At 45.8% G+C, this 24,578-nt stretch carries 18 protein-coding genes; 13 read left to right on the forward strand and 5 right to left on the reverse strand.

Annotated features, from left to right (window positions below; genetic code table 11):
* Nucleotides 1–2 precede the first annotated feature (2 nt).
* The 3 genes from A5867_RS06390 to A5867_RS06400 form a co-directional block, all read right to left on the reverse strand.
* On the reverse strand, nucleotides 3–941 hold the full coding sequence (locus A5867_RS06390; protein WP_005225502.1) for a MoxR family ATPase: 939 nt from the start codon (nucleotides 939–941) through the stop codon (nucleotides 3–5).
* Between the two features lie 191 nt (nucleotides 942–1,132).
* Entirely contained in the window at nucleotides 1,133–2,974 is a 1,842-nt protein-coding gene (locus tag A5867_RS06395; RefSeq protein ID WP_087627152.1) for an FAD/NAD(P)-binding protein, read from the reverse strand.
* A gap of 37 nt (nucleotides 2,975–3,011) precedes the next feature.
* A complete protein-coding gene (locus A5867_RS06400) occupies nucleotides 3,012–4,007 on the reverse strand; it encodes an ROK family protein (protein WP_087627153.1) in 996 nt (331 codons plus the stop codon).
* Nucleotides 4,008–4,179: 172 nt separating this feature from the next.
* On the opposite strand from A5867_RS06400, the gene A5867_RS06405 reads away from it, so the two are divergent.
* Nucleotides 4,180–4,986: a Cof-type HAD-IIB family hydrolase gene (locus A5867_RS06405; protein WP_015509304.1), complete on the forward strand. Its 807-nt coding sequence runs from the start codon at nucleotides 4,180–4,182 to the stop codon at nucleotides 4,984–4,986.
* A gap of 85 nt (nucleotides 4,987–5,071) precedes the next feature.
* On the opposite strand, the gene A5867_RS06410 is transcribed toward A5867_RS06405, so the two are convergent.
* Nucleotides 5,072–7,222, reverse strand: coding sequence for a GH92 family glycosyl hydrolase (locus tag A5867_RS06410; RefSeq protein ID WP_087627154.1), 2,151 nt, complete (start codon nucleotides 7,220–7,222; stop codon nucleotides 5,072–5,074).
* Nucleotides 7,223–7,227: 5 nt separating this feature from the next.
* On the reverse strand, nucleotides 7,228–8,280 hold the full coding sequence (locus A5867_RS06415; protein WP_087627155.1) for a GntR family transcriptional regulator: 1,053 nt from the start codon (nucleotides 8,278–8,280) through the stop codon (nucleotides 7,228–7,230).
* A gap of 155 nt (nucleotides 8,281–8,435) precedes the next feature.
* On the opposite strand from A5867_RS06415, the gene A5867_RS06420 reads away from it, so the two are divergent.
* The 12 genes from A5867_RS06420 (at nucleotide 8,436) to A5867_RS06475 (ending at nucleotide 24,526) form a co-directional block, all read left to right on the forward strand.
* Entirely contained in the window at nucleotides 8,436–9,725 is a 1,290-nt protein-coding gene (locus tag A5867_RS06420; protein ID WP_087627156.1) for a glycoside hydrolase family 125 protein, read from the forward strand.
* Between the two features lie 73 nt (nucleotides 9,726–9,798).
* A complete protein-coding gene (locus tag A5867_RS06425) occupies nucleotides 9,799–12,477 on the forward strand; it encodes an alpha-mannosidase (RefSeq protein WP_087627157.1) in 2,679 nt (892 codons plus the stop codon).
* A gap of 3 nt (nucleotides 12,478–12,480) precedes the next feature.
* A complete protein-coding gene (locus A5867_RS06430; protein ID WP_081091708.1) occupies nucleotides 12,481–13,356 on the forward strand; it encodes an ROK family protein in 876 nt (291 codons plus the stop codon).
* Entirely contained in the window at nucleotides 13,349–14,740 is a 1,392-nt protein-coding gene (locus tag A5867_RS06435) for a glycoside hydrolase family 1 protein (protein WP_016608260.1), read from the forward strand. The genes A5867_RS06430 and A5867_RS06435 overlap by 8 nt, the downstream gene beginning before the upstream one ends.
* A 240-nt stretch (nucleotides 14,741–14,980) precedes the next feature.
* Nucleotides 14,981–15,862: a sugar ABC transporter permease gene (locus A5867_RS06440; RefSeq protein ID WP_086294872.1), complete on the forward strand. Its 882-nt coding sequence runs from the start codon at nucleotides 14,981–14,983 to the stop codon at nucleotides 15,860–15,862.
* A 13-nt stretch (nucleotides 15,863–15,875) separates the two neighbouring features.
* A complete protein-coding gene (locus A5867_RS06445) occupies nucleotides 15,876–16,796 on the forward strand; it encodes a carbohydrate ABC transporter permease (protein ID WP_005225516.1) in 921 nt (306 codons plus the stop codon).
* Between the two features lie 27 nt (nucleotides 16,797–16,823).
* A complete protein-coding gene (locus tag A5867_RS06450) occupies nucleotides 16,824–18,293 on the forward strand; it encodes an ABC transporter substrate-binding protein (protein ID WP_005225517.1) in 1,470 nt (489 codons plus the stop codon).
* 278 nt (nucleotides 18,294–18,571) lie between these two features.
* Entirely contained in the window at nucleotides 18,572–19,192 is a 621-nt protein-coding gene (locus A5867_RS06455) for a DUF624 domain-containing protein (RefSeq protein WP_074535016.1), read from the forward strand.
* Entirely contained in the window at nucleotides 19,185–20,933 is a 1,749-nt protein-coding gene (locus A5867_RS06460; RefSeq protein ID WP_087627158.1) for a sensor histidine kinase, read from the forward strand. Before A5867_RS06455 ends, A5867_RS06460 begins: the two co-directional genes overlap by 8 nt.
* The gene (locus tag A5867_RS06465; RefSeq protein WP_005225520.1) at nucleotides 20,926–22,410 is read left to right on the forward strand and encodes a response regulator transcription factor; all 1,485 of its coding nucleotides are present in this window, start codon (nucleotides 20,926–20,928) and stop codon (nucleotides 22,408–22,410) included. Before A5867_RS06460 ends, A5867_RS06465 begins: the two co-directional genes overlap by 8 nt.
* A 107-nt stretch (nucleotides 22,411–22,517) precedes the next feature.
* Nucleotides 22,518–23,117: a YitT family protein gene (locus A5867_RS06470; protein ID WP_005225521.1), complete on the forward strand. Its 600-nt coding sequence runs from the start codon at nucleotides 22,518–22,520 to the stop codon at nucleotides 23,115–23,117.
* Nucleotides 23,118–23,305: 188 nt separating this feature from the next.
* Nucleotides 23,306–24,526, forward strand: a complete 1,221-nt coding sequence (locus A5867_RS06475) for an MFS transporter (RefSeq protein ID WP_010747782.1) — start codon at nucleotides 23,306–23,308, stop codon at nucleotides 24,524–24,526.
* The last annotated feature ends 52 nt before the right edge of the window (nucleotides 24,527–24,578 follow it).

Genomic DNA, 24,578 nt, shown 5'->3' on the forward strand with positions numbered 1-24,578 from the left:
CGCTATCTCCTCGTTGGGACAGGCACTCGTTGGATCATCTGTTTCATCAAGTCTGAAAGGGTCTCCGTGCTGGCATGAACGCCACCTTTCAGTAATAAACGATGACCGAAGACTGCTGGTAAAATTCGCTGCAAGTCTTGCGGCGTGACAAAGGTCCGACCTTCCGTCAATGCTAACGCTTTGGCCCCTTTTAAGAAGGCGATCCCACCACGAGGGCTGATACCAAGGTCAATGGCATTATGCTGACGGCTCGCTTGAACCAGCTGCAATGCGTAACGGGCGACCCGCTCATCGACATACACGTCATCGACCATCGCTTTTAAAGCGGTCACTTCATCAGCATGTAAGATGGTTTGGATCTGATCCAAGCTTTGCTGTCGTTTTCCAGTCAAGAGGGCGAGCTCATCTTGAAAATCTGGGTAACCGATATGCAGGCGGAACAAAAAACGATCCAATTGGGCTTCAGGCAAAGGATACGTTCCTTCATACTCGATTGGATTTTGCGTGGCTAAAACAAAAAAGTGGGGACTCAATGGGTACGTTTGATTGTCGATGGTGACATGATTTTCTGACATGGCTTCTAAGAGTGAGGCTTGCGTCCTTGGTGTGGTTCGGTTGATCTCATCTGCCAAGAGGACGGAGGTGAAGATCGGGCCAGGACGAAACTCGAACTGGTGGCTTTGGGAATTAAAAATCGACACACCTAACACATCGTTAGGTAAAAGGTCTGGGGTAAACTGTACCCGTTTGTAGTCACTTTGAATGGCTTTGGCTAACGATTTGACCAACATCGTTTTCCCAACACCAGGGATATCTTCGAATAAAACGTGTCCGCCAGCAAGCAGCGCAGCCACGGTAAATTGGATCACATCTCGTTTGCCTAAAATCACTTTTTCCACTTCGGCGATCAAGGCATCTATTTTTTGTAATTCAGCGGTCATCTGATAACCTCCCTACGTTCGTTTCTTCCATTGTAACGGTTTTCTAGGACTGTCGCAATTTTCGTGTAACAATTAAAGAAAATTTCAAGAATATTCAAAAAAGAGAAATCCTTTCTGCGGATTTGCGAAAGAAAAACAAAAAACTTCCGAAGCGTTTCCTCGGAAGTTTGCGTTTGATAGAACAGAAGCGACTAGAAGGTGTGGTGCAAGAGGTCAGCGGCGATCTGGTCCGCCTGCCGTAAATTCCAAGCATCGGTTTCTGGCTGAGCAGTGGCAGCCGTCAGCCAGTGGATGCCTTCTGTGGGAATCCCAAAACAATAGAGGGTAGGGTAAGGGCGGTCATCTGGTCCAAGGATCTGATTGGTCTCAGGATCGATGGCGATCGCACCCGTCTCAAAAGGCACCTCATTGGGGATCGCCAACTGGTGCGGGTGAATAATCCGATCGTTTAGCAGTTGCCGCAACAAGGAATTGTTGGTTCGACGAATCGCTGTCGATGGAATGCGAGCCTCAATTAGTTGCGTCGCGTGATAGCGTGTGTCGTCAAATCGCTTTGAATACGTACAGTAAGCCTCCTCGATCGCAACAGTCATGTCAGGACCTAGTAAGGTCACCACTCCCGCTTCCATCAAGGCGACCAGTTCCTGCAGTCGCTGAACCGGCGGACCGATCGATAAAAAGCTGTTCAAGGGAACGAAAGACTGCCAAAAGAGTGTTTTCAAGTCTTGTACTGGCATTAGCTGATGATCGAGAACAAACCGAATCGGGTCCCGCAGGTCTTTGAAGACTTCCAAGGCACTGCTGATAGGTCCTGTTAGATTGCCTTTTTCGGCATCTTGGATTTGGGTACGTAATAGTGCAATGAAAAAGTCTTGCAACGACTGTTGCTTTTTCTGAGCAAAGGGGTCGGCTAGTTGTTGCCATGACCACCACTCCGTCGTAGGAAGCTGCCATTTTTTCAGCAAGTCTTCAGATCCTTCAGAGGCAACAAAGGCGGCGGTAAAAGCGGCAAGCTGATCTTTGTCCAGCAGCTGTTTTTCTAAAAGCAGCGTCTGATAATAGACGAGTTCTGCCTCTTTTTTTAAATAGAAGAGCAGGGTCTTGCCAGCAACCGTTTTGGCTGCTTGCCAAGCAGCGAGGCGTTCAGGGGTCAAAAAAACGGGCTTTCGCTGCTGCGTCGGTGTTTTTTGATTGCGGCCACGAGGATGATACGGGACACCCCGACGAGAACCTGCGATGATTTGTGGTTCTTCACCAGAAGGTTGATAGACGAGGGATCCATTGACTTTGACGAAGGTGCCGCCCCGACCGCTGGTCAAGCGGGTGACGTAATCGTAAAAGGCAAGTCCTAGTCCCCGTAAAATCACAGGTTCGCCAGCTTTCACCGCCGTTAGATCCGTATCTGCCGCATTGGCTGGCGGTGCATAAAACCAGCCATTATTTTCTGCGGCCGCCGCCAATCGTTGTTCTGCTGCTGACAGTTGGGCTTGTGAATGGCCTGTAGCTAAGACGACGGCATCAACAAGAAATGTTTGGTGAGCCGTCGTCAACTGGTAGCGATTTTTGGAAAGAGGGGTCAAGGAGCTGACACTGTCTGACAGATGGTTGACGGTAATGGATTCAGGCAGCTCTTTTAATAGCTGCTGATAAAACCACTGCTGATAGAGGCCATATAACGCCCGCGAGCAATGCCTGTTAGGATCAAGTGAATCAAGTGCTGTGCATTCCGCAACGAGCTCAGGAGCATGCGTGGCTGCGAAATGTTTCCCTTCTGTCACTGCCCATTCGTATAAGGTAGGTCCTTTGACCACGGGACCGCCGGTGCTTAATGTGTCATCCGTGAAAAGGGTGACTTGACTGGTTACAGAATTCAATAGCAGATCCGCCGATTGGTCCGTGCGCCAAACTGCCCCAGGAAGAAAGGGATCAAACAGCAGCAAGTCGATGGCTTGTTTGTTTTGTTTGCTATGAGCGATCAGTCGTTCTGAAAGTGAAAGTCCACGAGGACCAGCACCAATGATAGCTATTTTCATATCACACCGCCTCAATTATTCTATGGTCTTTGTGTCATCAACGGGCTAAGTCAAAAGGTGTCTTGCGGAAAATCAGCCAGTGCATGCCTAGCACCATGGCTTCCTCGATAGCATCGATATAATGGAAAGCAGGCTGATTGGGTTGTTGCTGCAGCAATGGATTTTTTTGGATCGCGTCTAAGAGATCGGTTTTTACTGCATCACTGCTGGCTAAAATGATACAGTGGGGGGCAAAAGCTGCATTGTAAAATGGCAGTAAGCTTGTCAGGCGCTGAACCAAAGCCGTGCGGTCTTGCGGTGCCCCTTGATCCAAGTAGCCGGGCAAAAATTTTGCCTCTCCCGCTAGGGCATCTTTTCCTTCTAAAAGCGCACCATTGACCAGGAGCGTGATACCAGGCATGCTTTTTTCGGGATTGTACATGCCGACGATGGTTTGCTGCAAGGAGATCTGTTGGGCGATGCAATAGCCGATCGTTAAAATATGGGCATCGTTTTGACAGTAGAAGGGCAGTGCAGTGACCTCTGCCACGAGGGCTGCCAGCTGCCAGCCATTAAATTTTTCATACCAGCTGGAAGTCACGGTTCCTCCACTGATTTTTCCTGGTAAAAAGAGGGCGATCTGTTCCACAGAGGGAAATAATGCTAGCTCGTTCGTTACACATTCTTGAAAGCGATGAGGGGCAACATCAGGAAAGGGCTGGTCGTGTTTTGCCAAAACCTTTCCCTTGCGGTCGATCAGCATGGACCAAAGAGCCAAGGAACCATCGTGATCGATAAAACTAAGCAAAAGAGAATGGCCTCGCTCTTGGTTTAGCTGATAGGTCACGGCAGGCCGCCCTAGCTCTTTTTGCTCCAGCGGACCTTTAGTGATTTCCCCCTCTGCCAACAATTCTTTTAATAATGAGTTAGTGGTGACCATGCTGATGCCGGTTTTCTTTACTAAATCGGAGGCGAATAATGCCCCGTTTTGAAATAAGGTTTTTAAAACCAGCTGTTTGTTTTGCTGACGAATGGAATGGGTGGTAGAAGCCATAGGTGTTCTCCTTAATGAAGTGATTTAATTAAGTATACCGACGGGATGAAACGATGTAAAGTTTTTAAAAGACTGACTTGACGAAAAACTTGAAAATAAGTATACTTAATTAACAATGTTAATTAAGTGATTCGCCATAAAGAGGACACGAGGTAGAGGGGAAGAGAAACGTATGATCAAATTAGTCATCACAGATTTAGACGGCACATTTTTGAACAGCCAAGGCAGTTTTGATCGGCCTTATTATGAACAAGTCAGCCAACAAATGAAAGAAGCGGGTGTTGCTTTTGCTGCGTGTACCGGCAAACAGTGTGAACGAGTGGAAGAACTGTTTGGTGAAGCAGCAGCGGATGTTTGGATTCTTGGGGATAGCGCGACCCGCATCAAACATCAAGGCGAATACATCTTTGAATCACTGCTGCCAAACGAATTAGGGCGGCGGATCATTGCGAAGCTCGCTGCGATTGCGCAAGATCATGTGATCATTGCCTGTACACCGACTGCGGCGTACATTGCGGAAACGACCAATGAAGCAGATGCCCAGAAAGTTCGGGGCTCTTATCGGGTGGTCAAAACGGTGACGGATTATCAAACCATCACCGAAGATTTTGTGAAGCTCACTATTTTTGATCCCAAACTACGTTGCTTTGAGCATGTCCAACAGTTAGGTGAGTTTACAAACGACGCCTACATCGTGGCTTCGGAAGCCGCTTGGATCGATATCACCAATCAAGGCGTCCACAAAGGAACGACTGTGGCACACTTGCAAGAATTGCTGCACGTCACACCAGAAGAGACTATGGTCTTCGGCGATGGCTTGAACGATTTGGAGTTGATGGCAGCTGGCACGTTTAGTTTCGCCATGAGCAATGCCTTTGAGGAAGTCAAGGCAGCGGCAGCGTTTGTGACCAAGTCAAACGATGAAAATGGCGTGCTGAAAACCATCGAACGTCTGTTACCGCTACAAATGAACCAATAAAAAAACCGCTCCCTAGCAGGGATAGCACGTACTTTCATTTGACTGAAAGTAGACTGCTGCCTGTTGCTAAGGAGCGGTTTTTTCGTTATGCATGTGGTTGACTGACGCTATAAGGATAGGCATCGGCTGACCACTCTTTGCTGCGAGGGACGATACCTAGCTGGAAGTTCAATGTACCACCGGCAGTCAATTCTTGGTGGGTGAAAAACAATCGCTCGAAGGGTTCTTCGTTCAATGTGATTTTATCCACGAAGAGCTGTTGCGGCGCATTGGGCGTGCTCTTGATCACTAAGTCTTTGCCTGAAGCAAGATGTAGTGTTGCTTGATCAAATAATGGCATGCCGATGACATATTCCCCCGTCCCTGGTGTGACTGGATAAAAGCCCAAGGAGTTGAAAATGTACCAACCAGCCATGCTACCGTTGTCTTCATCGCCAGGAAAGCCTTTGGGCGAGTCATTGAAGCATTGTGTCAATAGCTGCTTGATCAAGGGCTGTGCCATTTCTGGTTTGCCCAAATAGCTGAATAGATACGGATAGTGGAAGCTTGGTTGATTGGAGATCGCCAGCTGACCAAAATCGAGTGCAGCCATCTCGCTCATTTCATGGATCTCAAAGCCGTAGCCTTCTGTCGTATAGCGAGGTTCTTGATTGCACAAGTCGATCAGTTTTGCTTCAAAGGCCGCTTTGCCGCCGTGTTCGGCGATCAAGCCAGCGAAATCATGGTAAACAGCAAAACTGCTTTGCCACGCACTGCCTTCTGCATAATCTAAGCCCCAGCGTATGTCACTGAATTCTGGACGAAAGGCACCATCGGGATCTTTTGCCCGCATAAAGCCAGTTTCCTGATCGAAAATGTTGCGGTAGTTTTGCGATTGCTGCTGATAATAGTCTGCTTGCTCGTCACCCAGCTGTTGCGCGACTTGTGAAATACAAAAATCACTGTAACAATAATCAAGGGTGTGATTGACCGATTCATGATGCGTCAATGGCACATACCCGTAAGTCAAATAGTCCGTCGTGCCGCGCCGACCATAATTGGGATTTTCACTTTGGACGGTGGCGCCTTTTTTCATCGCTGCTAAAAATTTGGGCATCAAATCAGGACGAATGCCTTTTACTGCGGCATCAGCGATCACGGCATCGATCAGCGTCCCTGGCATCAATCCACGCTCATCTGGCGATAGCCATTTTGGTAAAAAGCCGCTTTCGCGATAACTGTTCAAAAAGCCTTCCAGCATGTCTTCCAATTGTTCGACAGCCAAGAGTGAAAAGAGCGGGTAGACAGTTTTATACGTATCCCAAAAGCCGTTGTTTGTATACAGTGGTCCTGGTTTGATTGCTTTTGCCAAGGTATCCCAATGCATTTTGCGGCCCTCTTGATCGATTTCGAAGAAGGTTTGAGGAAACAAGAATAAGCGATAAAAATTATGATAAAAAGTAGAAACTTGTGTTTGATCGTGATGCTCGATCTCGATTTTTTGCAAAAAATGATTCCATTGCTGTTGGACAGAAGCCAGATAATCGGCAGGAGCCCATTGCTGTTCCCGTTGCAAGTTCAAACAAGCTTGTTCGCGACTGAGAAACGAGGTCGCAAAACGGATCGTCTGTGTTTGGCAATCATTAAAGCGGAGAACGACGAAGGCTTCTTTGCCTGTCAAGGCACCTTCGATCGCCGTGATGGGTGTTTCAAAACGATAGACGAAATGGAAGGTGAAGCGTTCATCTTCGCACCCTGAAAATACGATCAGTTGACCAGCCACTGTTTGTTCATCCAACTGTTCTAAGACATAGTCACCCGGCAGTGACAAGCCAAGACCTGGCTGATCCCCGCAGTTTTCAATAGTCAGCACACCGCCATACATACTGGGGATCAAAGTCGTTGTTGTTAAATACCGCTGCGTCTTGATTTTAAGAAAGGCTGGATTAAAGGTGCTTTCTTCGGGACGATACGAGCTTTGCGCATGGAAAAGGGTATTTTCAGAAAGCGTGCCGTTTATCGGCAGCATCGTCAGATGGCTGAAATCCCCCATCCATGGGCTAGGCTGATGGGTGATGCGAAAGCCCTGAAAGGTTCGATCTTCTGGATGAAACCACCAACTGCCGCGTTGATCGCTGGTTTGCGGGGCAAAGTAGTTCATGCCAAAAGGAACCCCTGTATAAGGCAGGCAGTTGCCGTGGGAAAAACTATATTGGTTGTCTGTTCCGTGTCGTGTGTCGATCATTGATACGTTCACTTGGTTCACTCCTTTAATTGGGTTGATTCTCTTTTGATCAAAGAAACCGCCACTAGATGGGTGGTCGTCTCCGTTGGTACTGGGGTTGCTGCCTTCGCAGCGTTGATTTTCTCAATCACTTGGTTTCCTGCCAAGCGCCCCATCTCGGCAAAATTCTGCCCGATAGTCGTTAGTGCTGGATCAACGAGGGCTGCGGCTTGGATATTATCGAAACCAACTAGGGAAATGTTGGCAGGGACGTGCAAATCTGCTTGGCGCAAAGCACGCATCAATTCGATGGCGATCAAGTCATTTTCACAGACGGCTGCCGTGACCTGATGTTCTTCCAAGTAGGCGAGCGCATTTGCGATGCTGGCAGCCGTGTCGTCGAGCTTGGTGCGAAAGGTTCTTTGGGCTTTTTTCAGCGCATCGATGTAACCTAGATAACGCTGACGGACGGATTGCGGATGATGGGTATCACCAAAAATATAAGCGATCCGTTGATGCCCCAACGCAAGTAAATGCTCCGTGGCTAGCTGTCCACCTTGAAAGTTATCTGGCATCACCGCTGGAAAATTAAACTCATGCAGCTTTTTATCTAAGGTCACTATAGGAAAGTGCTTTTCAGCACATTCGAACAGCAAGTCATAGTAAGAAAACGTATTGCTGGCGTAATAGATCAGGCCGTCGAATTCTTGCATCAGCTCAGCTGCCGTCGTTTTTTCCAAATAATCCACTGGTGTCATCAAAAGTTCAAAGCCGTGTTCTTGCATCACGGGGTAAATGCCTTCGGTAAAGTTTCCTAAAGAGAGATCATTGGCAAAGGGCAAGACAAACAAAATTCGTCCAGTCGCTTTTTTTTCCTTCAATTCTCGGACAAAGCTGCCGCTGCCTTGCACGCGATAGATCAGCTGATTTTGTTCCAGTTCCGTCAAGGCTCTTTTAGAGGTGATCCGACTGACTTGGTATTGTTCAGATAGTTCTTTTTCAGTAGGGACACGACTGCCAGGCGCTAATCGCCCTTCAACGATGGCTTCGTGAAGCTCCGCGTAAATTTTTTTATATAATGGTTGTTTCATAAGAAAACCCCTTTTGATATATCATATTTGTTAGCATACCATAAATCAATAAAAATGAAAACCCTTTAATTATTTTGAAAAAGCGCTAGACATTCAATTAATTCATGATATACTAGGTTCGTAAATTGATATATCAAATCAGGGAAGGTGATGGAATGGTTTATAAAGAAATACCAACTTCAGTAGCAACATTTATGGAAACGATTACGGATCTATGCGGAGAAACGCATGCCGATTGGGCGAAAAATTTTAACGCAGCCTTTGCCAATACATTATTAACGACGGTCAAGCGTCATGAGGATGGCACGACCTTTTTACTGACGGGGGATATTCCAGCCATGTGGCTGCGAGATTCCACTGCACAAGTTCGTCCGTATTTGGTGATCGCCAAAGAAGATGAAGACTTAGCAAGCATGATCAGCGGGTTAGTCAAGAAGCAATTCTACTATATTACGATCGATCCTTACGCAAATGCCTTTAACGAATCAGCCAATGGCGCTGGCCACCAAACAGACGATACAGAAATGAACGATTGGATCTGGGAACGCAAATATGAGATCGACTCTTTATGCTATCCGATCCAACTGGCCTATCTGCTATATAAAAACACAGGCAGAACCGATCAGTTCAATGATGATTTTGTAACAGGCATCAAAAAAGCCTTGGAAGTGTTTGTGACAGAACAAAATCATGAGGAATCTCCATATCGCTTTGAACGGGATACCTGGCGAAAAGAAGATACCTTGACTCATGGCGGCAAAGGCGCACCAGTGAAACCTGTCGGCTTGACTTGGTCAGGCTTTCGACCAAGTGATGATGCCTGCAAATACGGCTATTTGATTCCCTCCAATATGTTTGCGGTGGTGGTCTTAGGCTATATCCAAGAAATCTTTACGACGGTTTTAGAAGACGCAGCGATCGTGGCACAAGCGAAAAAACTACAAGCAGACATTGAAGCAGGGATTAAAGCATACGGGTTGACCACGAACCAAGCTGGCGAAGAAGTCTACGCCTATGAAGTGGATGGATTCGGCAATGGCACCCTGATGGATGACAGCAATGTGCCGAATTTGATCGCCGCCCCTTACTTGGGGTATGGCAGCATGGAAGATCCCCTTTATCTTCAAACCCGTAAAACGTTGTTGAGCAGTGAAAATCCGTATTTCTATGAAGGGAAACACGCCAAAGGCATTGGTAGCTCTCATACGCCAGAAAATTATGTGTGGCCGATCGCCATGGCAATGGAAGGGATGACCACCACTGACAAAGAAGAAAAGAAACGAATTTTGGATCAGTTAGTGGCGACAGATGCGGGTACAAATTTGATGCATGAAGGGTTCGATGTCGATGATCCTTCGCAATACACGAGAGAATGGTTCTCGTGGGCGAACATGATGTTTTGTGAATTGGTCATGGATTATTTCGATATCCGAGTGGAAAAATAAGCAGCACGACCCACCACCATTCGAGTGACACAAAAAGCAGTCCAACGACGCAAACAGCGAGGAGTAAAAATCAATGAAGAAACAAGTTTATATCATTTCACACAGCCACTGGGATCGGGAATGGTACATGCCTTACGAACAGCATCACATGCGGCTAGTGGAATTGATGGATGATCTTTTAGAATTAATTGAAAATGACCCTGAGTTTCACAGCTTCCATCTAGATGGACAGACGATCATCTTGGATGACTATTTAGAAGTGCGGCCTGAAAAACGCGAGGCGGTCAAAGCGGCCATCAAACAAGGGAAATTACAGATCGGTCCGTTTTATATTTTGCAAGATGACTTTTTGATCAGTGCCGAATCAAACACCCGTAATATGCTGATTGGAATGGCAGAAAGCAAAAAGTGGGGCCCCCCCGTTATGTTGGGGTATTTCCCAGATACCTTCGGCAATATGGGACAAACTCCGCAAATGATGCTGCAAGCCAATCTTGAAAGTGCTGCATTTGGGCGTGGCGTCAAACCGATCGGCTTTGACAACGAAGTTTTACCCGATGATCAATTTACTTCCCAATATTCTGAAATGCATTGGGAAGGTCCAGATGGCAGTCAAATCTTTGGTCTACTTTTTGCCAACTGGTACTCCAATGGCAATGAGATTCCAGTGGATAAAGCAGAAGCCAAAGCTTTTTGGACACAAAAACTGCAAGATGTAGAAAAATTTGGAGCCACCAATCATTACTTAATGATGAATGGGGTCGATCATCAACCCGTCCAAAAAGATATTTCGGCAGCGATTCGTACAGCCAACGAGCTTTTCCCAGAGTATGAATTCAAACACGCCAGCTTTACCGAATACCTTGAAGCGGTGCAAGCAGATCTGCCAGATGACCTAGGAACTGTCACCGGTGAATTGACCAGTCAAGAAACCGATGGTTGGTATACTCTAGCCAATACCGCCTCTTCCCGAGTTTATCTAAAACAATGGAATACAAAGGTTTCCCGCCAATTAGAAAATGTTGCGGAGCCATTAGCAACTATGGCTTATGAAGCAAGCGGCAGCTATCCTCACGATATGTTGGATCATGCGTGGAAAACCCTGATGCAAAATCATCCTCACGACAGTATCTGCGGCTGTTCAGTGGACGAAGTACACCGAGAAATGATGCCGCGCTTTGAAAAAGCCAATGAAATCGGCAAGTTCGTGGCAGATGAAGCGTTACGCAATTTAGTAGCCGCCATCGACACGAGCCAGTTTCCTGAGGAGAGTCGCCCCTTCGTGGTCTTCAACACCACTGGCAGCACCCGTTCTGGTTTAGTGGAAGTCGTGATCGAACTTGAGCGTAAAACATTCCGTGAAGGATTGCCAAGCAAGCTTTACCACGAATTGTTGGCGAAGCCAAAAGGTTCTTATTCGGTGATCGATGAACAGGGGAACCCTGTTGCTGCGATCATCAGTGAAGAAGAGGTCCTTTTTGACTATGAATTGCCTAAAGATGCTTTTCGGATTCCTTTCATGAAACGCTTTGTCAAGGTCCAAGTTGAAGCAAACCAGTTGCCAGAATTTTCATGGCAGACCTTTGCCCTAGTAGAAAAAGCCGCTACGCCAGTAGAGAGCGCCCCGATCGTTTCAGAAGGAGGGCGCAAACTTGCCAACGCACATTTGGAAGCCGTCATTACTGAAAACGGCAGCTTGACGATTACAGACAAAGCAACCCAAAAAACGTATCGCAATTTACTGGTTTTCGAGGATGTGGGGGATATCGCCAATGAGTACATCTTCAAACAACCAGAAGGGGATCAAGCAATCTTATCGACACAATTTCCGCATCACGTGACGATCGAACAAAACGATCCACTGGTGGGGATCGTGCGACTGACGCAAGAATTGCAGATTCCCGTTTCAGCAGATGACCGTTTGTTAGAAGAACAAAAAGCTGTCGTCGATTTCCGTTTCCGTAAGGCACAGCGGAGTCAAGAATTGGTTGCTTTCAAGATCGAGACGGAGATCCGTTTAGAACGAACCAGCAACCGCCTGGCATTTAAAACCACCGTCAACAACCAAAGCAAAGATCACCGACTGCGAGTGTTATTCCCAACAGGGATCATCACGGATTTCCATGAAGCTGACAGCATTTATGAAGTCGTAAAACGGCCGAATCAGGTTTCCAGTCATTGGGAAAACCCAACAAATCCGCAGCATCAGCACGCCTTTGTCAACTTGCATGATGAAACTAGCGGCATGACGGTTTCTAATTTTGGTTTGAACGAATATGAAATCGTGAAGGATCAGATCTGCTTGACCTTGTTGCGCTGTACGGGAGAGCTAGGCGATTGGGGCTACTTCCCAACACCAGAAGCGCAATGCTTAGGCAGCCACACCTTTGAATACGGCGTAGCCTGTCATGGGGCTCCTGAAGAACGTTATGAAACGTATCGCCAAGCACAAGCTGCCCAAGTTCCTTGGACGGCAAGTCAGACCGACAAGCATCAAGGCAAGCTAGCCAGCAGCAACCAATACATGGAAGCTCATGGATCGACGGTAGCTATCACCGCCTTAAAACGCAATCGCCAAGACCAGCAGATCGTTTTGCGGGGCTATAATTTGGCGAATCAAGCCACTGCCTTTCACGTGCAAAAAGAGCAGGCGACGCTCTGTCTGTTGAACCTTTTAGAGGAAGAACAAGCATCGACCGTCAATGAGCAATTACACCCATATGAAATTCGTACCATTGGAGTAAAGGAGTGAGTAATGATGGTTTATGGAGGAATTGAAGCCGGCGGCACAAAAATGATTTGTGCCGTTGCCGATGACCAGCTGACGATCATCGCCCAAGAGTCGATCCCAACGACAACACCGGAGGAAACGTTAGCGGCGATCTTTGCCTTTTTCGATCCCTACGATCTCGTGTCATTAGGGGTCGGTTCCTTTGGTCCGATCGGGATCGATCCAACCCAAGCGACCTATGGCCACATACTAGCGACGCCGAAACAGGGCTGGCAGCAGTTCGATTTTCTCGGTGCATTGAAGAAGCGCTACCCAGAGACAGCATTTGCTTGGACAACAGATGTCAATGCTGCCGCTTATGGGGAATTACGCCAAGGAGCGGCGCAAGGCAAAGACAGTTGTGTCTATTTGACAGTAGGAACCGGCATTGGCGCAGGAGTCGTTCGTGAAGGAAAGATTTTCGAGGGGATCGGTCATCCAGAAATCGGTCATACCTATGTCAAACGCCACAGTGAAGATACGTATGCTGGCACCTGCCCGTATCACGGCGACTGTCTGGAAGGATTAGCCGCAGGGCCTTCTTTAGAAGGACGTACGGGGATCAAAGGACAAGACTTGCCGCAAGCGCACGAGATTTGGGGGTTGCAGGCCTTTTATCTAGGGCAAGCGCTGGTCAATATCACGTTGACCTTAGCACCTGAGAAAATCATTTTAGGCGGTGGGGTCATGAATCAGCCGCATCTACTCGCTCAAATCCAACAAGCCTTCCAAAAACAAATGGCAGGCTATATGGAGACACCACCAGTGGAAGACTACATCGTCACTTGGGGCTTGCCGAACAAAAGCGGGATTATCGGCTGTCTCTTGTTAGGCAAAGAGCAGGTGACTGCCCATGACTAACCTGCATTTTCCTAAAGATTTTTGGTGGGGAGCCGCTGCCAGCGGTCCGCAAACTGAAGGACGAACGGCCGATGATGGCAAAGGTGATTCGATTTGGGACTATTGGTACGCAACGGAGCCAGAACGTTTTTATCAAAAACGGGGACCAAAAGATACCGTCCAGCTGCTGCAGCGTTACCCAGAAGATGTGGCGTTGATGAAAGAGATCGGCTTTAATTCTTTTCGAACCTCGATCCAGTGGAGTCGCTTGCTGCCAGAAGGAAGAGGAGCGGTCAATCAACAGGCGGTGGCGTTTTATCGCGAGTACTTCGCCACTTTGATCGAAAATGGTATCGAACCCTTCATCAATTTGTATCATTTTGATATGCCGATGGCACTGCAAAAAGAAGGCGGCTGGCTCAATCGCGAGACTGTCACAGCATTTGCAGATTATGCTGCTTTGTGTTTTGAGTTGTTCGGTGATCAAGTCCGTCATTGGTTCACGCAAAATGAACCGATCGTGCCAGTGGAGATGGGGTATTTGTATCAACAGCATTACCCAGCAGAAATCAACTTGGCACATGCGGTGCAAGTCGGCTACCATGAAGCACTCGCCAGCGCCTTAGCGATCCAACGCTTCCGTCAATCTCAGCAATCAGGCGAAATCGGCATCATCTTGAATTTGACACCGACTTATCCGAAAGATCCGAACGATGAAAAAGATGTCCAAGCGGCGCAACTGGCAGATGCCTTTTTTAACCGATCCTTCTTAGATCCAGCGGTCAAAGGCACCTTTCCTGTAGAATTGATCGCTGTCTTAAACGAGTTGGCGATCATGCCAGAAACCAGGGCAGAAGATTTGCAGATCATTAAAGAAAACACGGTCGATCTCTTGGGGGTCAACTATTATCAGCCACGGCGGGTGCAGCAAAAGCGTTCTGCCAAAACAGCGGACACACCAATGCCAGAAGATTACTTCGACGTGTATGATTGGCCAGAAAAGAAAATCAATCCCCATCGAGGCTGGGAGATCTATGAACGAGGCATCTATGATACCTTGATCAACCTACGAGACAACTACGGCAATATCCCCTGTTATATTTCAGAAAACGGCATGGGGGTCGAAGATGAGACACGCTTTATCGATGCCAGCGGTCAGATCCAAGATGAGTACCGCATCACCTTTATCAAAGATCATTTGCGGTATGTTCACCAAGCGATCCAAGAAGGCAGCCAGTGCCGCGGGTATCACATGTGGACCTGCATGGACAATTGGTCTTGGCTGAATGAATTCAAAAATCGTTACGGGTTTATTGCTGTCGATTTGGCTACCCAAAAACGGACCATCAAAAAGTCTGGTGAGTGGTTCCACGAAGTGATTCTACAAAACGGTTTTGTCGACTGATCATTCATAAAAAACAAATCAATGAAGCGTCCTATCTTGCAAAAGGTAGGACGTTTTTCAGGTTTTTAGAGAATAAAAACAAAATATAAACAAAGACCTTTAATTTGTTTCATTTTATCTTTAGTTTGTTCCTTATTTTTTAGGGATGAAAGCGTTATTCTAGTAGCATGAAGGAGATGATGAGATGTGAAGAAAAAGGGGTTTTGGAGGAATGTCTGGCAATACAAAGCATTGATATTGATGGCTTTGCCAGGTGTTGTCTGGTTTATCTTTTTTTTCTATATACCTGTATTCGCAAATGTGGTGGCGTTCAAAGATTTCCACATTTCACCAGACGGCTTTTTTGCCAGTTTGAAACAAAGCCCATGGGTCGGCTTTGATAACTTTAAATTTTTATTTGCATCCAATGATGCTTGGCTGATCACTAGAAATACCCTACTCTACAATATCGTATTTTTAGCATTCAACCTATTCTTTGCGATTGCCTTTGCCATTATTATGAGTGAGCTGCGCAATAAGCGCTTGGTAAAAGTGTATCACACGATGTCTCTGTTGCCGTACTTCCTTTCTTGGGTGGTTATTTCGTACTTTGTCTATGCCTTTTTGAGTCCAGACAAAGGGATCATCAACCAATGGATCACGGGTATGGGCGGTGAAGGAATCAACTGGTATGCTGATCCGAAATGGTGGCCGTTTATTTTCGTCTTTATGAATGTCTGGAAGAGCTTAGGCTACAACAGCATCATCTATTATGCGTCAGTGGTCGGGATCGATCAAACGTATTACGAAGCCGCGATGGTCGATGGTGCCAGCAAATGGCAGCAGATTAAAAATGTGACGTTGCCACAGCTGATTCCAATGATTTCCGTCCTGTTGATTTTGAACATCGGTGGGATCTTCCGTGCCGACTTCGGACTTTTCTATCAAGTCCCACGAAACTCTGGGGCGTTGTACCAAGTCACCTCCGTTTTAGATACGTACATTTATAATGGACTGACTGCCACAGGCGACTTCGGGATGACCGCAGCTGCCGGCCTTTATCAATCAGTGGTTGGGGCATTATTATTACTAACAGCGAATTTGGTTGTTCGTAAACTAGAACCAGATTCAGCATTATTCTAAGGAGGATGGATAAATGAAGAAAAAAGTAACGAAAGTCGAGATCCGCTCCTTTAACCCAACGGTCAATCTGATTTTTAATATCGTGATCGGTCTGTTCGCGATTTCCTGTGTCTTGCCGTTTCTCTTTGTGATCGCGATCTCATTGACCAGTGAAACCTCTTTGGCAGAAAACGGTTATCGCTTTTGGCCACAAGAATTTTCGTTCGCAGCATATACCTACCTGTTTAGCGGACAAATGAGCAGCAAAATTTTCCAAGCATTTGGCGTATCTATTTTTATCACTGTTTTTGGTACCTTCGTCAATGCAACGATGACTTCGCTATATGCCTATGTCATCTCTCGCTCAAATTTTCCATTCCGTCGTTTCTTTACGATCTTCGCTTTGATCACCATGTTGTTTGCGCCAGGGATGGTTGCCAATTACTTAGTGATGGTCAACTTGATCCAATTGAAAGACACGATTTGGGCGTTGATTTTACCCCTTGCCTTAGGGCCTTTTAATATCCTTGTTATGCGGACCTTCTTTAAAAAGACGGTACCAGATAGTATTATAGAATCTGCGCGCATCGACGGTGCCAGCGAAATGAAGATTTTTCTGTCCATCGTGTTGCCGTTAGCCGTTCCAGGGATCGCAACGATCAGTCTATTTGCCGCTCTTGGCTATTGGAATGACTGGTTCAATGCATTGTTGTATATTCAAAAAGACTCTTTAGTGCCCTTACAAGCACTTTTGATGCGGATTCAAAGCAACTTGGACTATCTAGCCAAAAGCTCTGGTATGGCTGCCCAGATCCAAGGTGGTTTGGCCGCTTTGCCAAGCGAAACTGCTCGCATGGCAATCGTTGTTGTTGCAACCTTACCGATTGCGATCACCTATCCATTCTTCCAACGGTATTTTGTCGGTGGTCTGACAATTGGTGGCGTCAAAGAATAATCAAATAAGTATAGGGAGGAAACAAAAATGAATTTGTGGAAAAAAACAGCTTTTGCTGGGATGGCCGCAGCGGCAACTTTGGGAATGGCTGCCTGTGGATCGAACGGCGCAACATCCGATTCAGAAAACAATGCAGACGGCGTAACGACTTTATTGATGTATCAAGTCGGGGACAAGCCAGAAAACTTTGATCAATTAATGGAGATCGCCAATAAACGCATTGAAGAAAAAACCAACGCTCGCATCGATCTGCAGTATATCGGCTGGGGTGATTGGGATCAAAAAATGAGTACCATCATTTCATCGGGTGAAAACTACGATATTTCCTTTGCCTCAAACTATGTTGCGAATGCGCAAAAAGGCGCGTATGCAGATTTGACGGAGTTAGCACCAAAATATGCCAAAGAAGCGTATGATCAATTAGACGAATCTTATATCAAAGGCAATACGATCGACGGAAAATTATATGCCTTTCCAGTCAACGGCAATATTTATGCCCAACAAGTCTTGACCTTCAATAAAGAGTATTTAGATAAATATGATTTGGATATCAGTGGGATCGAATCTTATGCAGATGCCGAAGACGTGTTGAAGAAGTTTAAAGAAGAAGAACCAAACATCGCACCGTTTGCGATCGGACAAACCTTTAATGTTTCTGGAAACTATGATTATGTGATCGGGAAAGATTACCCATTTGCTGTTAAATTGGACGGCGATACAACGAAGATCATCAATCAATACGAAGATGATGAACAAATGGAAAACTTGAAATTGATGCACAAATGGTACAACGAAGGCTTGATCCCAACTGATGCAGCCACTAATACGACTGGTTACCCATTAGAAGGCAACACATGGTTCATGCGTGAAGAAACCCAAGGACCAATGGATTACGGCGATACGATCTTAAGCAATGCCGCAGGTCATGAATTGGTTTCACGTCCAATCACGAAACAATTAAAATCAACAGGCCAAGCGCAAATGGCAAACTTTGTCGTAGCGAATGTTTCGAAAAACAAAGAAAAAGCAGTGGAAGTGTTGGGCTTGTTGAACAGCGATCCTGAATTGTTGAATGGATTGGTTTGGGGTGTTGAAGGCGAAGCATGGGAAAAAATCGAGGGCGAAGACAACAAAATCCGTCTCCTTGATGGCTACTTGCCAAATACCCGCATGGCTGCTTGGAACACTGGGAACAACATGATCCTTTATACACAAGAATCCATCACAGACGATATGATCAAAGAGCGTGATGAAAATATTGCTAACGCTGAAGCATCACCAATCTTAGGGTTCAACTTCAAGACTGATAATGTGAAAACAGAAATCACGAATATCGCCAATGTCATGAATCGTTACAAAGCAAGTTTAGCAACCGGAACGATCGATCCAGAAGAAAATGTTCCGAAACTAAACGAAGAATTAAAAACCGCTGGCTGGGAGAAGGTCCGCGATGAAATGCAAAAACAATTTGATGAGTATCGTGCAAGCCAAGAATAAGCAATAGGCGCCGCTCACCAATCAATAGATCAAGTAAGCCGGAGGCTAAACGCATCAGGACCAATGGTTCCCACGTCTAGCTTCTGGCTGCTTTTTCTTTAAAGTAAATAGCGAAATCTTTGATGAAAAAATAACGTTACTTTTGTTTTTTAACCTTCAAGCAGCAAGCATGGAGCATCTAAAACGTACATAGCATTAAAAGATTCTCAGGTAGCTTGAGTAGGAAGCTAAAATCATGCTACATTTTCGATAGGGAACAAATAAGGGAGGAATTTTAAATGGAAGAAACAGCAAATAGTGGGTTGGTCAAGGGCTTTCGCTTGATTTGGGCGATCGTGAAGTTGAATTTGTTTTTCGTCGTCTTGACATTGGCAGGTGGCGGAATCTTAGGGATCGGTCCAGCGTTTCATACCATTAGTACTTTGATCCATGAAGACGGACTAAATTATGAGCATCAAAGCTTTCGCAGCGCATGGCGCATTTGGCGCAGCGTCTTTGTCAAAGCCAATAAACAGTTTTATCTTTTCTTCCTACTGACAGGTTTCTTAGTGTATAACTTGTATTTAGCTACCCAGATCCAAGGCTTGATTTGGCTGATGATCTCTTTTGTTTTAGTTGTCGTCAGCGGATTGAGTATCTTACTGTACTTACTAAGTGTGGTTTTTGACACATCCTATGAGATTTCCTTGTGGAATAACCTGAAATTGTCCTTCGTGTGTCTGTTTCTTCATATGGCGACCTTTCTAAAATTGTTAGTGGGGATTGCCAGTATTTTCGCTTTTACTTGGATGATGAAAGGGCTCTTGCTCTTTGGAACCTTCAGTCTATTGATTTTGTGGTGCCACGTGGCGATCAGTCAGGAAAAAACCGTCATAGATCGGGACTTGGCACATGACTAAGCAGCGCTTTCGTTTGTTTAAACATGACTTTTTGATCAATCAGTTGATGCAGTTGTATAGCGTCCTTTTGGTGATCATCTCGATTATTATCATGCTGGTTCTGACGGCATATACTGGGGCAGACCGCTTCAATAGCAGCGAACGCCTCGTGGAAGCTACCAGTATGCAGCTGGATGCATACGTGCAGGATCAAAACGCGGTCGTTTCAACGGTGTTAGGCGAATTTACCAGTTCGGATACTGCTTTTGAATCGCTGCGCAATTATTTACAGCTTTCATTGCCAGACTATTTTTCCTATAGTAATGATATTTTTCGCCAGACGGGACAAAGTGTGTATTTGCCAAACATCCTCTATCGCTTGATCCGTAATCATCCTAGTATCGAAGAGATCATTATTCAACTAGATGAAAGCAATGAGACATTAGTGGCAACCCCAGATACCCCTTATGGAGAAAAACGCAGCGGCAAGCAGATCGATTTGAAAAATCGTCTGTTTTTTGTTCGTTCGATCGCCCAACCAAGTAATTATGCGCAACCGTTAGGGCAAGTCTACGTGATTTTTCACTCAGACGATGTCTTAGCCAATCGACAAGAAGACAACCAAGCGCATGGTATCAACAGTTTTTTGTATACCTCCAATGGTCAGCGACTATACAAGGATGCCGCGAACCTTAGCAAGCAGACCTTAGCGAAAATTGATCAGGCGGTGGCTCATGGAACTATTCACGACACTCTGTCGAAAGACTTTTATATCAAAAAACAAACGACCGTCAGCGGAGAGTTGTCACTGATCTTGTTGTCGAAAGGTGTGATCTGGCGGGATATTTTTTCTAGCGCCATTTGGATCTTTAGCTTTGGGATTGGGATTCTCTTATTGGTCCTATGGGTGCTCCATCGGACCTTCAAGCGCTATACCTCGCAAGTACAGCAGATCGTCTATGCGACGAAAGAAGTCAGTCAAGGGAATTTTGATAAGCGGATCGATACCGCCAATGTCCAACAAGAGCTGAAAGAAATCGCAGAAGCCATCAATCAAATGACTTACAGTATCAACGAGTATATCAAAGATATCTACACGTTAGAGATCAAGCAGCGAGACGCCGATATGCGGGCGCTGCAAGCACAGATCAATCCGCATTTTCTGTATAACACGTTAGAATACATTCGAATGTATGCCTTGAGTCGCAACCAAGAAGAGCTGGCGGATGTCGTCTATGCCTTTTCGGCACTGCTACGGAACAATACGACGCAAGAAAAGACGAAGACCTTAAAAGAAGAAATCGATTTTTGTGAAAAATATGTCTACTTGTTTCAGATGCGCTACCCAGATAAGATCGCCTATCATGTAACCATCGATTCGGCATTAGAACAGTTGGAATTGCCGAAGTTCACGCTGCAGCCGCTTGTCGAAAACTATTTTGTTCACGGCATCGATTATCAGCGCAATGATAATGCCATCAGTATCAAGGCTTATAAAGAAGTCGATCAGATCGTGATTGAGGTCAAAGACAACGGCAAAGGCGCAGATGCACAGCAGTTGTCGATGATCCAAGAAGAACTGCAAAATCAGGAGATCGGAGCCCAAACCTCGATCGGGATCAAAAATGTTCACGAACGGTTGCGAGGTATGTTCAACAGCGCCTATCAAATGGACGTTACATCTCAGGCAGGTGCTGGGTTTACGGTCAAGATCCGCTTAGATGAGAAACGTTTGCAAAGGGGGCATGAGACAGATGTATAAAGCAATGTTCGTTGATGATGAATACATGATCTTGCAGGGGCTGCAAATGATCTTGCCTTGGCAAGAACTGGGCTTTGAGGTGGTGCATACAGCGAAAAGTGCTAGTGAAGCCCTCGAGTACTTGCAAGAGCATTCCGTTGATTTGCTGATCACGGATATTCGGATGCCAGAAATGAACGGCATCGATATGATCCGCCAAGCACAAGCGTTTGGGAATCGATTTTTCTCGATCATTCTATCAGGCTATCAGGAGTTTGCCTTTGTCAAACAAGGCATGGCGTTAGGTGTGCGTAATTATCTCGTCAAACCTGTTAACAAAGAAGAACTACGCAGCAGTGTACAAGCAATTGCAGCTGAGTTAGAGGAGCAGCAAAAACTGTTGGCAGAAAAAGAACTGTATCAAGAATCAAGCCTGCTGCTTTGGTTGAATGATGAATTGAACGAAAGCGAGTACCTCCATTTGCTGGCGCAACAGCGGGTGCCACTAGCAGCACCCTTTACCGTTTTGCAGTTCAATGGGACTGCTGAGATCTTACAAAAAATCACGACGTTTTTTCAGCAACACGATCAGCCATTGATCTTACCAGGGCGATTAGATGAAAACCAAGTGATCATTACTGCTGCTGGACCAAGGCAGCAAATCAACGCTGATCTAAAAGCACTGGCACAGCAGCTCAATAGTACTGACTGGCAGTTGATTATGAGTGAGACCATCAACGAGTGGGAGAATTTGTATAAAGCCTATGAAAAAATCAAACAGGTTCAGTCACTGCAAGCCTTCTACCCAGATCTGTTCTTACAAGAACAGACGATCCACGTGGATATTTTAGAGCGAAACGAAGAACTCCCGTTTCTGTCTTTTAACAAAGCACTGACCATTGGGGATGTCAAAACGATCCAACATGAGCTGGATAAAATGTTCGCTATTTTGGAACAAACCCAAGCAGACCCTGAGCATGTTCGCTATGTTTCGTTCTTGTTGTTCAACGATATTTATCGGCAGTTACCAGTACTTTCTCATGAAAACCATGAACAGATTTTGGCACGGATTCGTGAGTCTAATACACTGGCAGATTTGCGGCAGCTCTTTGATGATGTGCTGGAGCTGGCGAAATCGCAGCCACCGCAAAAACGCTATTCGGAGATCGTTCAAAAGACGATCCAACTGATCGAAGAAGGCTATACCCATGATTTGACGGTCAAATCAGCGGCAGAAGAACTGCATGTCAGCGTCGTTTATTTGGGCCAGCTCTTTAAGAAAGAAACGGAAATGAGTTTTAATCAGTACGTCAATCTGGTGCGGATCAAGCAAGCCCAGCAGCTGCTGCTTCATTCGAAAGCCACGATCAGTGAGATCGGCGATCGTATTGGTTACAACAATACCAACTATTTTTCCAAAATGTTTAAGAAATTGAATGGTCTGACCCCCAAAGAGTTTCGCGATACCTATGAACAGCATTATGAATCCCTTGATTGAATTTAGATTTCTTCAAAAAAAATCTGGTTTTTGTGATTAAATGATAGTAATTGTGACGCTTTCACGGTAAACTAAGAGAGGAAAAATAAAGAAGAGAGCGTGATGTTGTGAAAGAAACCAAAAAATTTGCACAAGTTTTGATAGGTACCGGGCTGATTGCGTTGGCCATTTCCTTATTGATCACCGCCCATCAAGGTTATGATACGATCAGTACGTTTTTACTAGGAATTTTGAATTTCGTCGATGTCCCTTTTTGGATTGCCAGTTTGTGTTTTAATATTATTGTTTTGTTGATCGTTGCAGTCTTTGATCGTGCTGAATTAGGCATTGGCAGTTTTATCAATGGGATCGGATTAGGCCTGTTGATTGGGATCTTTGAACCAGTGATGGACAAAGTATCGATTCATTTGCCTTTTTATCCTTGGATCGCTATTTTCGCTGCACCGATCTTATTTGGGATCGGCGCTGGTATCTACGTTTCTTCCAACAAAGGATCAGCGGCTTTAGAAGCCTTGACGGCCTTAATCTACAAACGAAGCAAATTGACGCAAAAAACGATCCGTATCGGCTTGGATGCTGCCATGGTCTTGATCGGTTTTGCGTTAGGCGCCAGTGTTGGGTTAGGTACTCTCTTGTGTATCGTCTTTATTGGCCCAATCTTTGAAGCCACCATGAAAACCATCGCTGCTCGGAAGAAAAACGCCTAGCCTTGAGAATAAGTCGGAAAAAGCTGTCTGTGAGGACAGCTTTTTTGCTGCTTCCATTTAAGGGAATTATCTGAAGGAAGAAAAATGCTGATTTCCTTAAGATTCTCTGGGTAAAAAAAGTGTTTTCTCCATGGTTACTGTCTTATTGGACTTGGTATACTGATAAGACGAGTAAAGGAGAAGTGAAAATGAAAAGTTATCGTTCGACGATTGCGGCTTGCTTTGTAGGGTACATCGTTCAAGCCGTCATCAATAATTTTGCCCCCTTATTATTTTTGACCTTTCAAAGCCAATACCAGCTACCGATCAGCCAGATTACTTTGCTGGTTAGTTTTAACTTTTTGACCCAGTTAGCCGTCGATTTTGCAGCAATCTTTTTTGTAGACCGCATCGGCTATCGAGTGTCGATCGTAGCCGCGCATTTTTTTGCAGCGATCGGCTTGATTGGTCTAGCCGTTTTTCCCTTATGGTTTCCGACCCCGTTTAGCGGATTGTTAGCAGCGGTTTTGTTGTATGCCATTGGCGGTGGCTTGCTGGAAGTCTTAGTCAGTCCCATCGTTGAAGCCTGTCCAACGGAACATAAGGAAAAAACGATGAGCATGCTGCACTCGTTTTATTGCTGGGGGTACGTGGGGGTCGTTTTGTTCTCAACTGCGTTCTTCATGGTGTTCGGTATTCAACAGTGGCCGATTTTGGCGATCATCTGGGCGCTGATCCCGTTGGTCAATTTGTTTTTCTTTACCAAAGTCCCGTTGGCGCCAATCGTTGCCGAAGGAGAACGAGGGTTGACCACTCGGCAGCTCTTTTCCTTGAAAAGCTTTTGGCTGTTTCTGGTGATGATGGTCTGTGCTGGAGCCAGCGAACAAGCAGTCAGCCAATGGGCATCGACCTTTGCCGAACAGGGCTTAGGCGTTAGTAAGACGCTAGGCGATTTAGCAGGGCCAATGGTTTTTGCCTTGATGATGGGGATCTCCCGCTTGCTTTACGGCAAGTTTGGGGAACGCATCGATTTGAAACGCTTTATGTTTTTGAGTGTTTTGCTTTGCCTACTGGCGTATATGATGATCGGCTTTGCTTCATTGCCATTGATCGGGTTCCTTGGCTGCGGCTTAAGCGGTTTTGCCGTAGGGATCATGTGGCCAGGGGTCTTTAGTCTTTCTGCGCAATACATTCGCAACGGCGGAACGGCGCTATTTGCTTATTTGGCATTAGCAGGAGATTTAGGGTGTTCAATCGGACCCGCTGTCGTCGGCAGTATCGTCGAATGGACGGGACAACAGTTGCAGGTTGGGATTCTAGGGGCGATCGTTTTCCCGATCATCTTGCTGGCAGGAATTTATTTGGTTCAACAAATGCACAAAAAACGACAGCTTCCGTTGCTGGTTTTTCAAGAATCCACAAAAGAATAAAAAAATTTTGGAGCAAATGCCGTCTTTTCATGGTATTTGCTTTTTGTTTTCT

The sequence above is a fragment of the Enterococcus sp. 6D12_DIV0197 genome (assembly GCF_002174385.1).
Lineage (GTDB): Bacteria > Bacillota > Bacilli > Lactobacillales > Enterococcaceae > Enterococcus_D > Enterococcus_D casseliflavus.

What these genes read in the sequence shown, in the direction of transcription:
- A5867_RS06420 (WP_087627156.1), top strand. Translation starts at nt 8,436, where the DNA reads ATGGTTTATAAAGAAATACCAACTTCAGTAGCAACATTTATGGAAACG.
- A5867_RS06390 (WP_005225502.1), bottom strand. Translation starts at nt 941, where the DNA reads ATGACCGCTGAATTACAAAAAATAGATGCCTTGATCGCCGAAGTGGAA.
- A5867_RS06450 (WP_005225517.1), top strand. Translation starts at nt 16,824, where the DNA reads ATGAATTTGTGGAAAAAAACAGCTTTTGCTGGGATGGCCGCAGCGGCA.
- A5867_RS06405 (WP_015509304.1), top strand. Translation starts at nt 4,180, where the DNA reads ATGATCAAATTAGTCATCACAGATTTAGACGGCACATTTTTGAACAGC.
- A5867_RS06475 (WP_010747782.1), top strand. Translation starts at nt 23,306, where the DNA reads ATGAAAAGTTATCGTTCGACGATTGCGGCTTGCTTTGTAGGGTACATC.
- A5867_RS06465 (WP_005225520.1), top strand. Translation starts at nt 20,926, where the DNA reads ATGTATAAAGCAATGTTCGTTGATGATGAATACATGATCTTGCAGGGG.
- A5867_RS06430 (WP_081091708.1), top strand. Translation starts at nt 12,481, where the DNA reads ATGATGGTTTATGGAGGAATTGAAGCCGGCGGCACAAAAATGATTTGT.
- A5867_RS06400 (WP_087627153.1), bottom strand. Translation starts at nt 4,007, where the DNA reads ATGGCTTCTACCACCCATTCCATTCGTCAGCAAAACAAACAGCTGGTT.
- A5867_RS06440 (WP_086294872.1), top strand. Translation starts at nt 14,981, where the DNA reads ATGGCTTTGCCAGGTGTTGTCTGGTTTATCTTTTTTTTCTATATACCT.
- A5867_RS06455 (WP_074535016.1), top strand. Translation starts at nt 18,572, where the DNA reads ATGGAAGAAACAGCAAATAGTGGGTTGGTCAAGGGCTTTCGCTTGATT.
- A5867_RS06460 (WP_087627158.1), top strand. Translation starts at nt 19,185, where the DNA reads ATGACTAAGCAGCGCTTTCGTTTGTTTAAACATGACTTTTTGATCAAT.
- A5867_RS06395 (WP_087627152.1), bottom strand. Translation starts at nt 2,974, where the DNA reads ATGAAAATAGCTATCATTGGTGCTGGTCCTCGTGGACTTTCACTTTCA.
- A5867_RS06425 (WP_087627157.1), top strand. Translation starts at nt 9,799, where the DNA reads ATGAAGAAACAAGTTTATATCATTTCACACAGCCACTGGGATCGGGAA.
- A5867_RS06445 (WP_005225516.1), top strand. Translation starts at nt 15,876, where the DNA reads ATGAAGAAAAAAGTAACGAAAGTCGAGATCCGCTCCTTTAACCCAACG.
- A5867_RS06435 (WP_016608260.1), top strand. Translation starts at nt 13,349, where the DNA reads ATGACTAACCTGCATTTTCCTAAAGATTTTTGGTGGGGAGCCGCTGCC.
- A5867_RS06415 (WP_087627155.1), bottom strand. Translation starts at nt 8,280, where the DNA reads ATGAAACAACCATTATATAAAAAAATTTACGCGGAGCTTCACGAAGCC.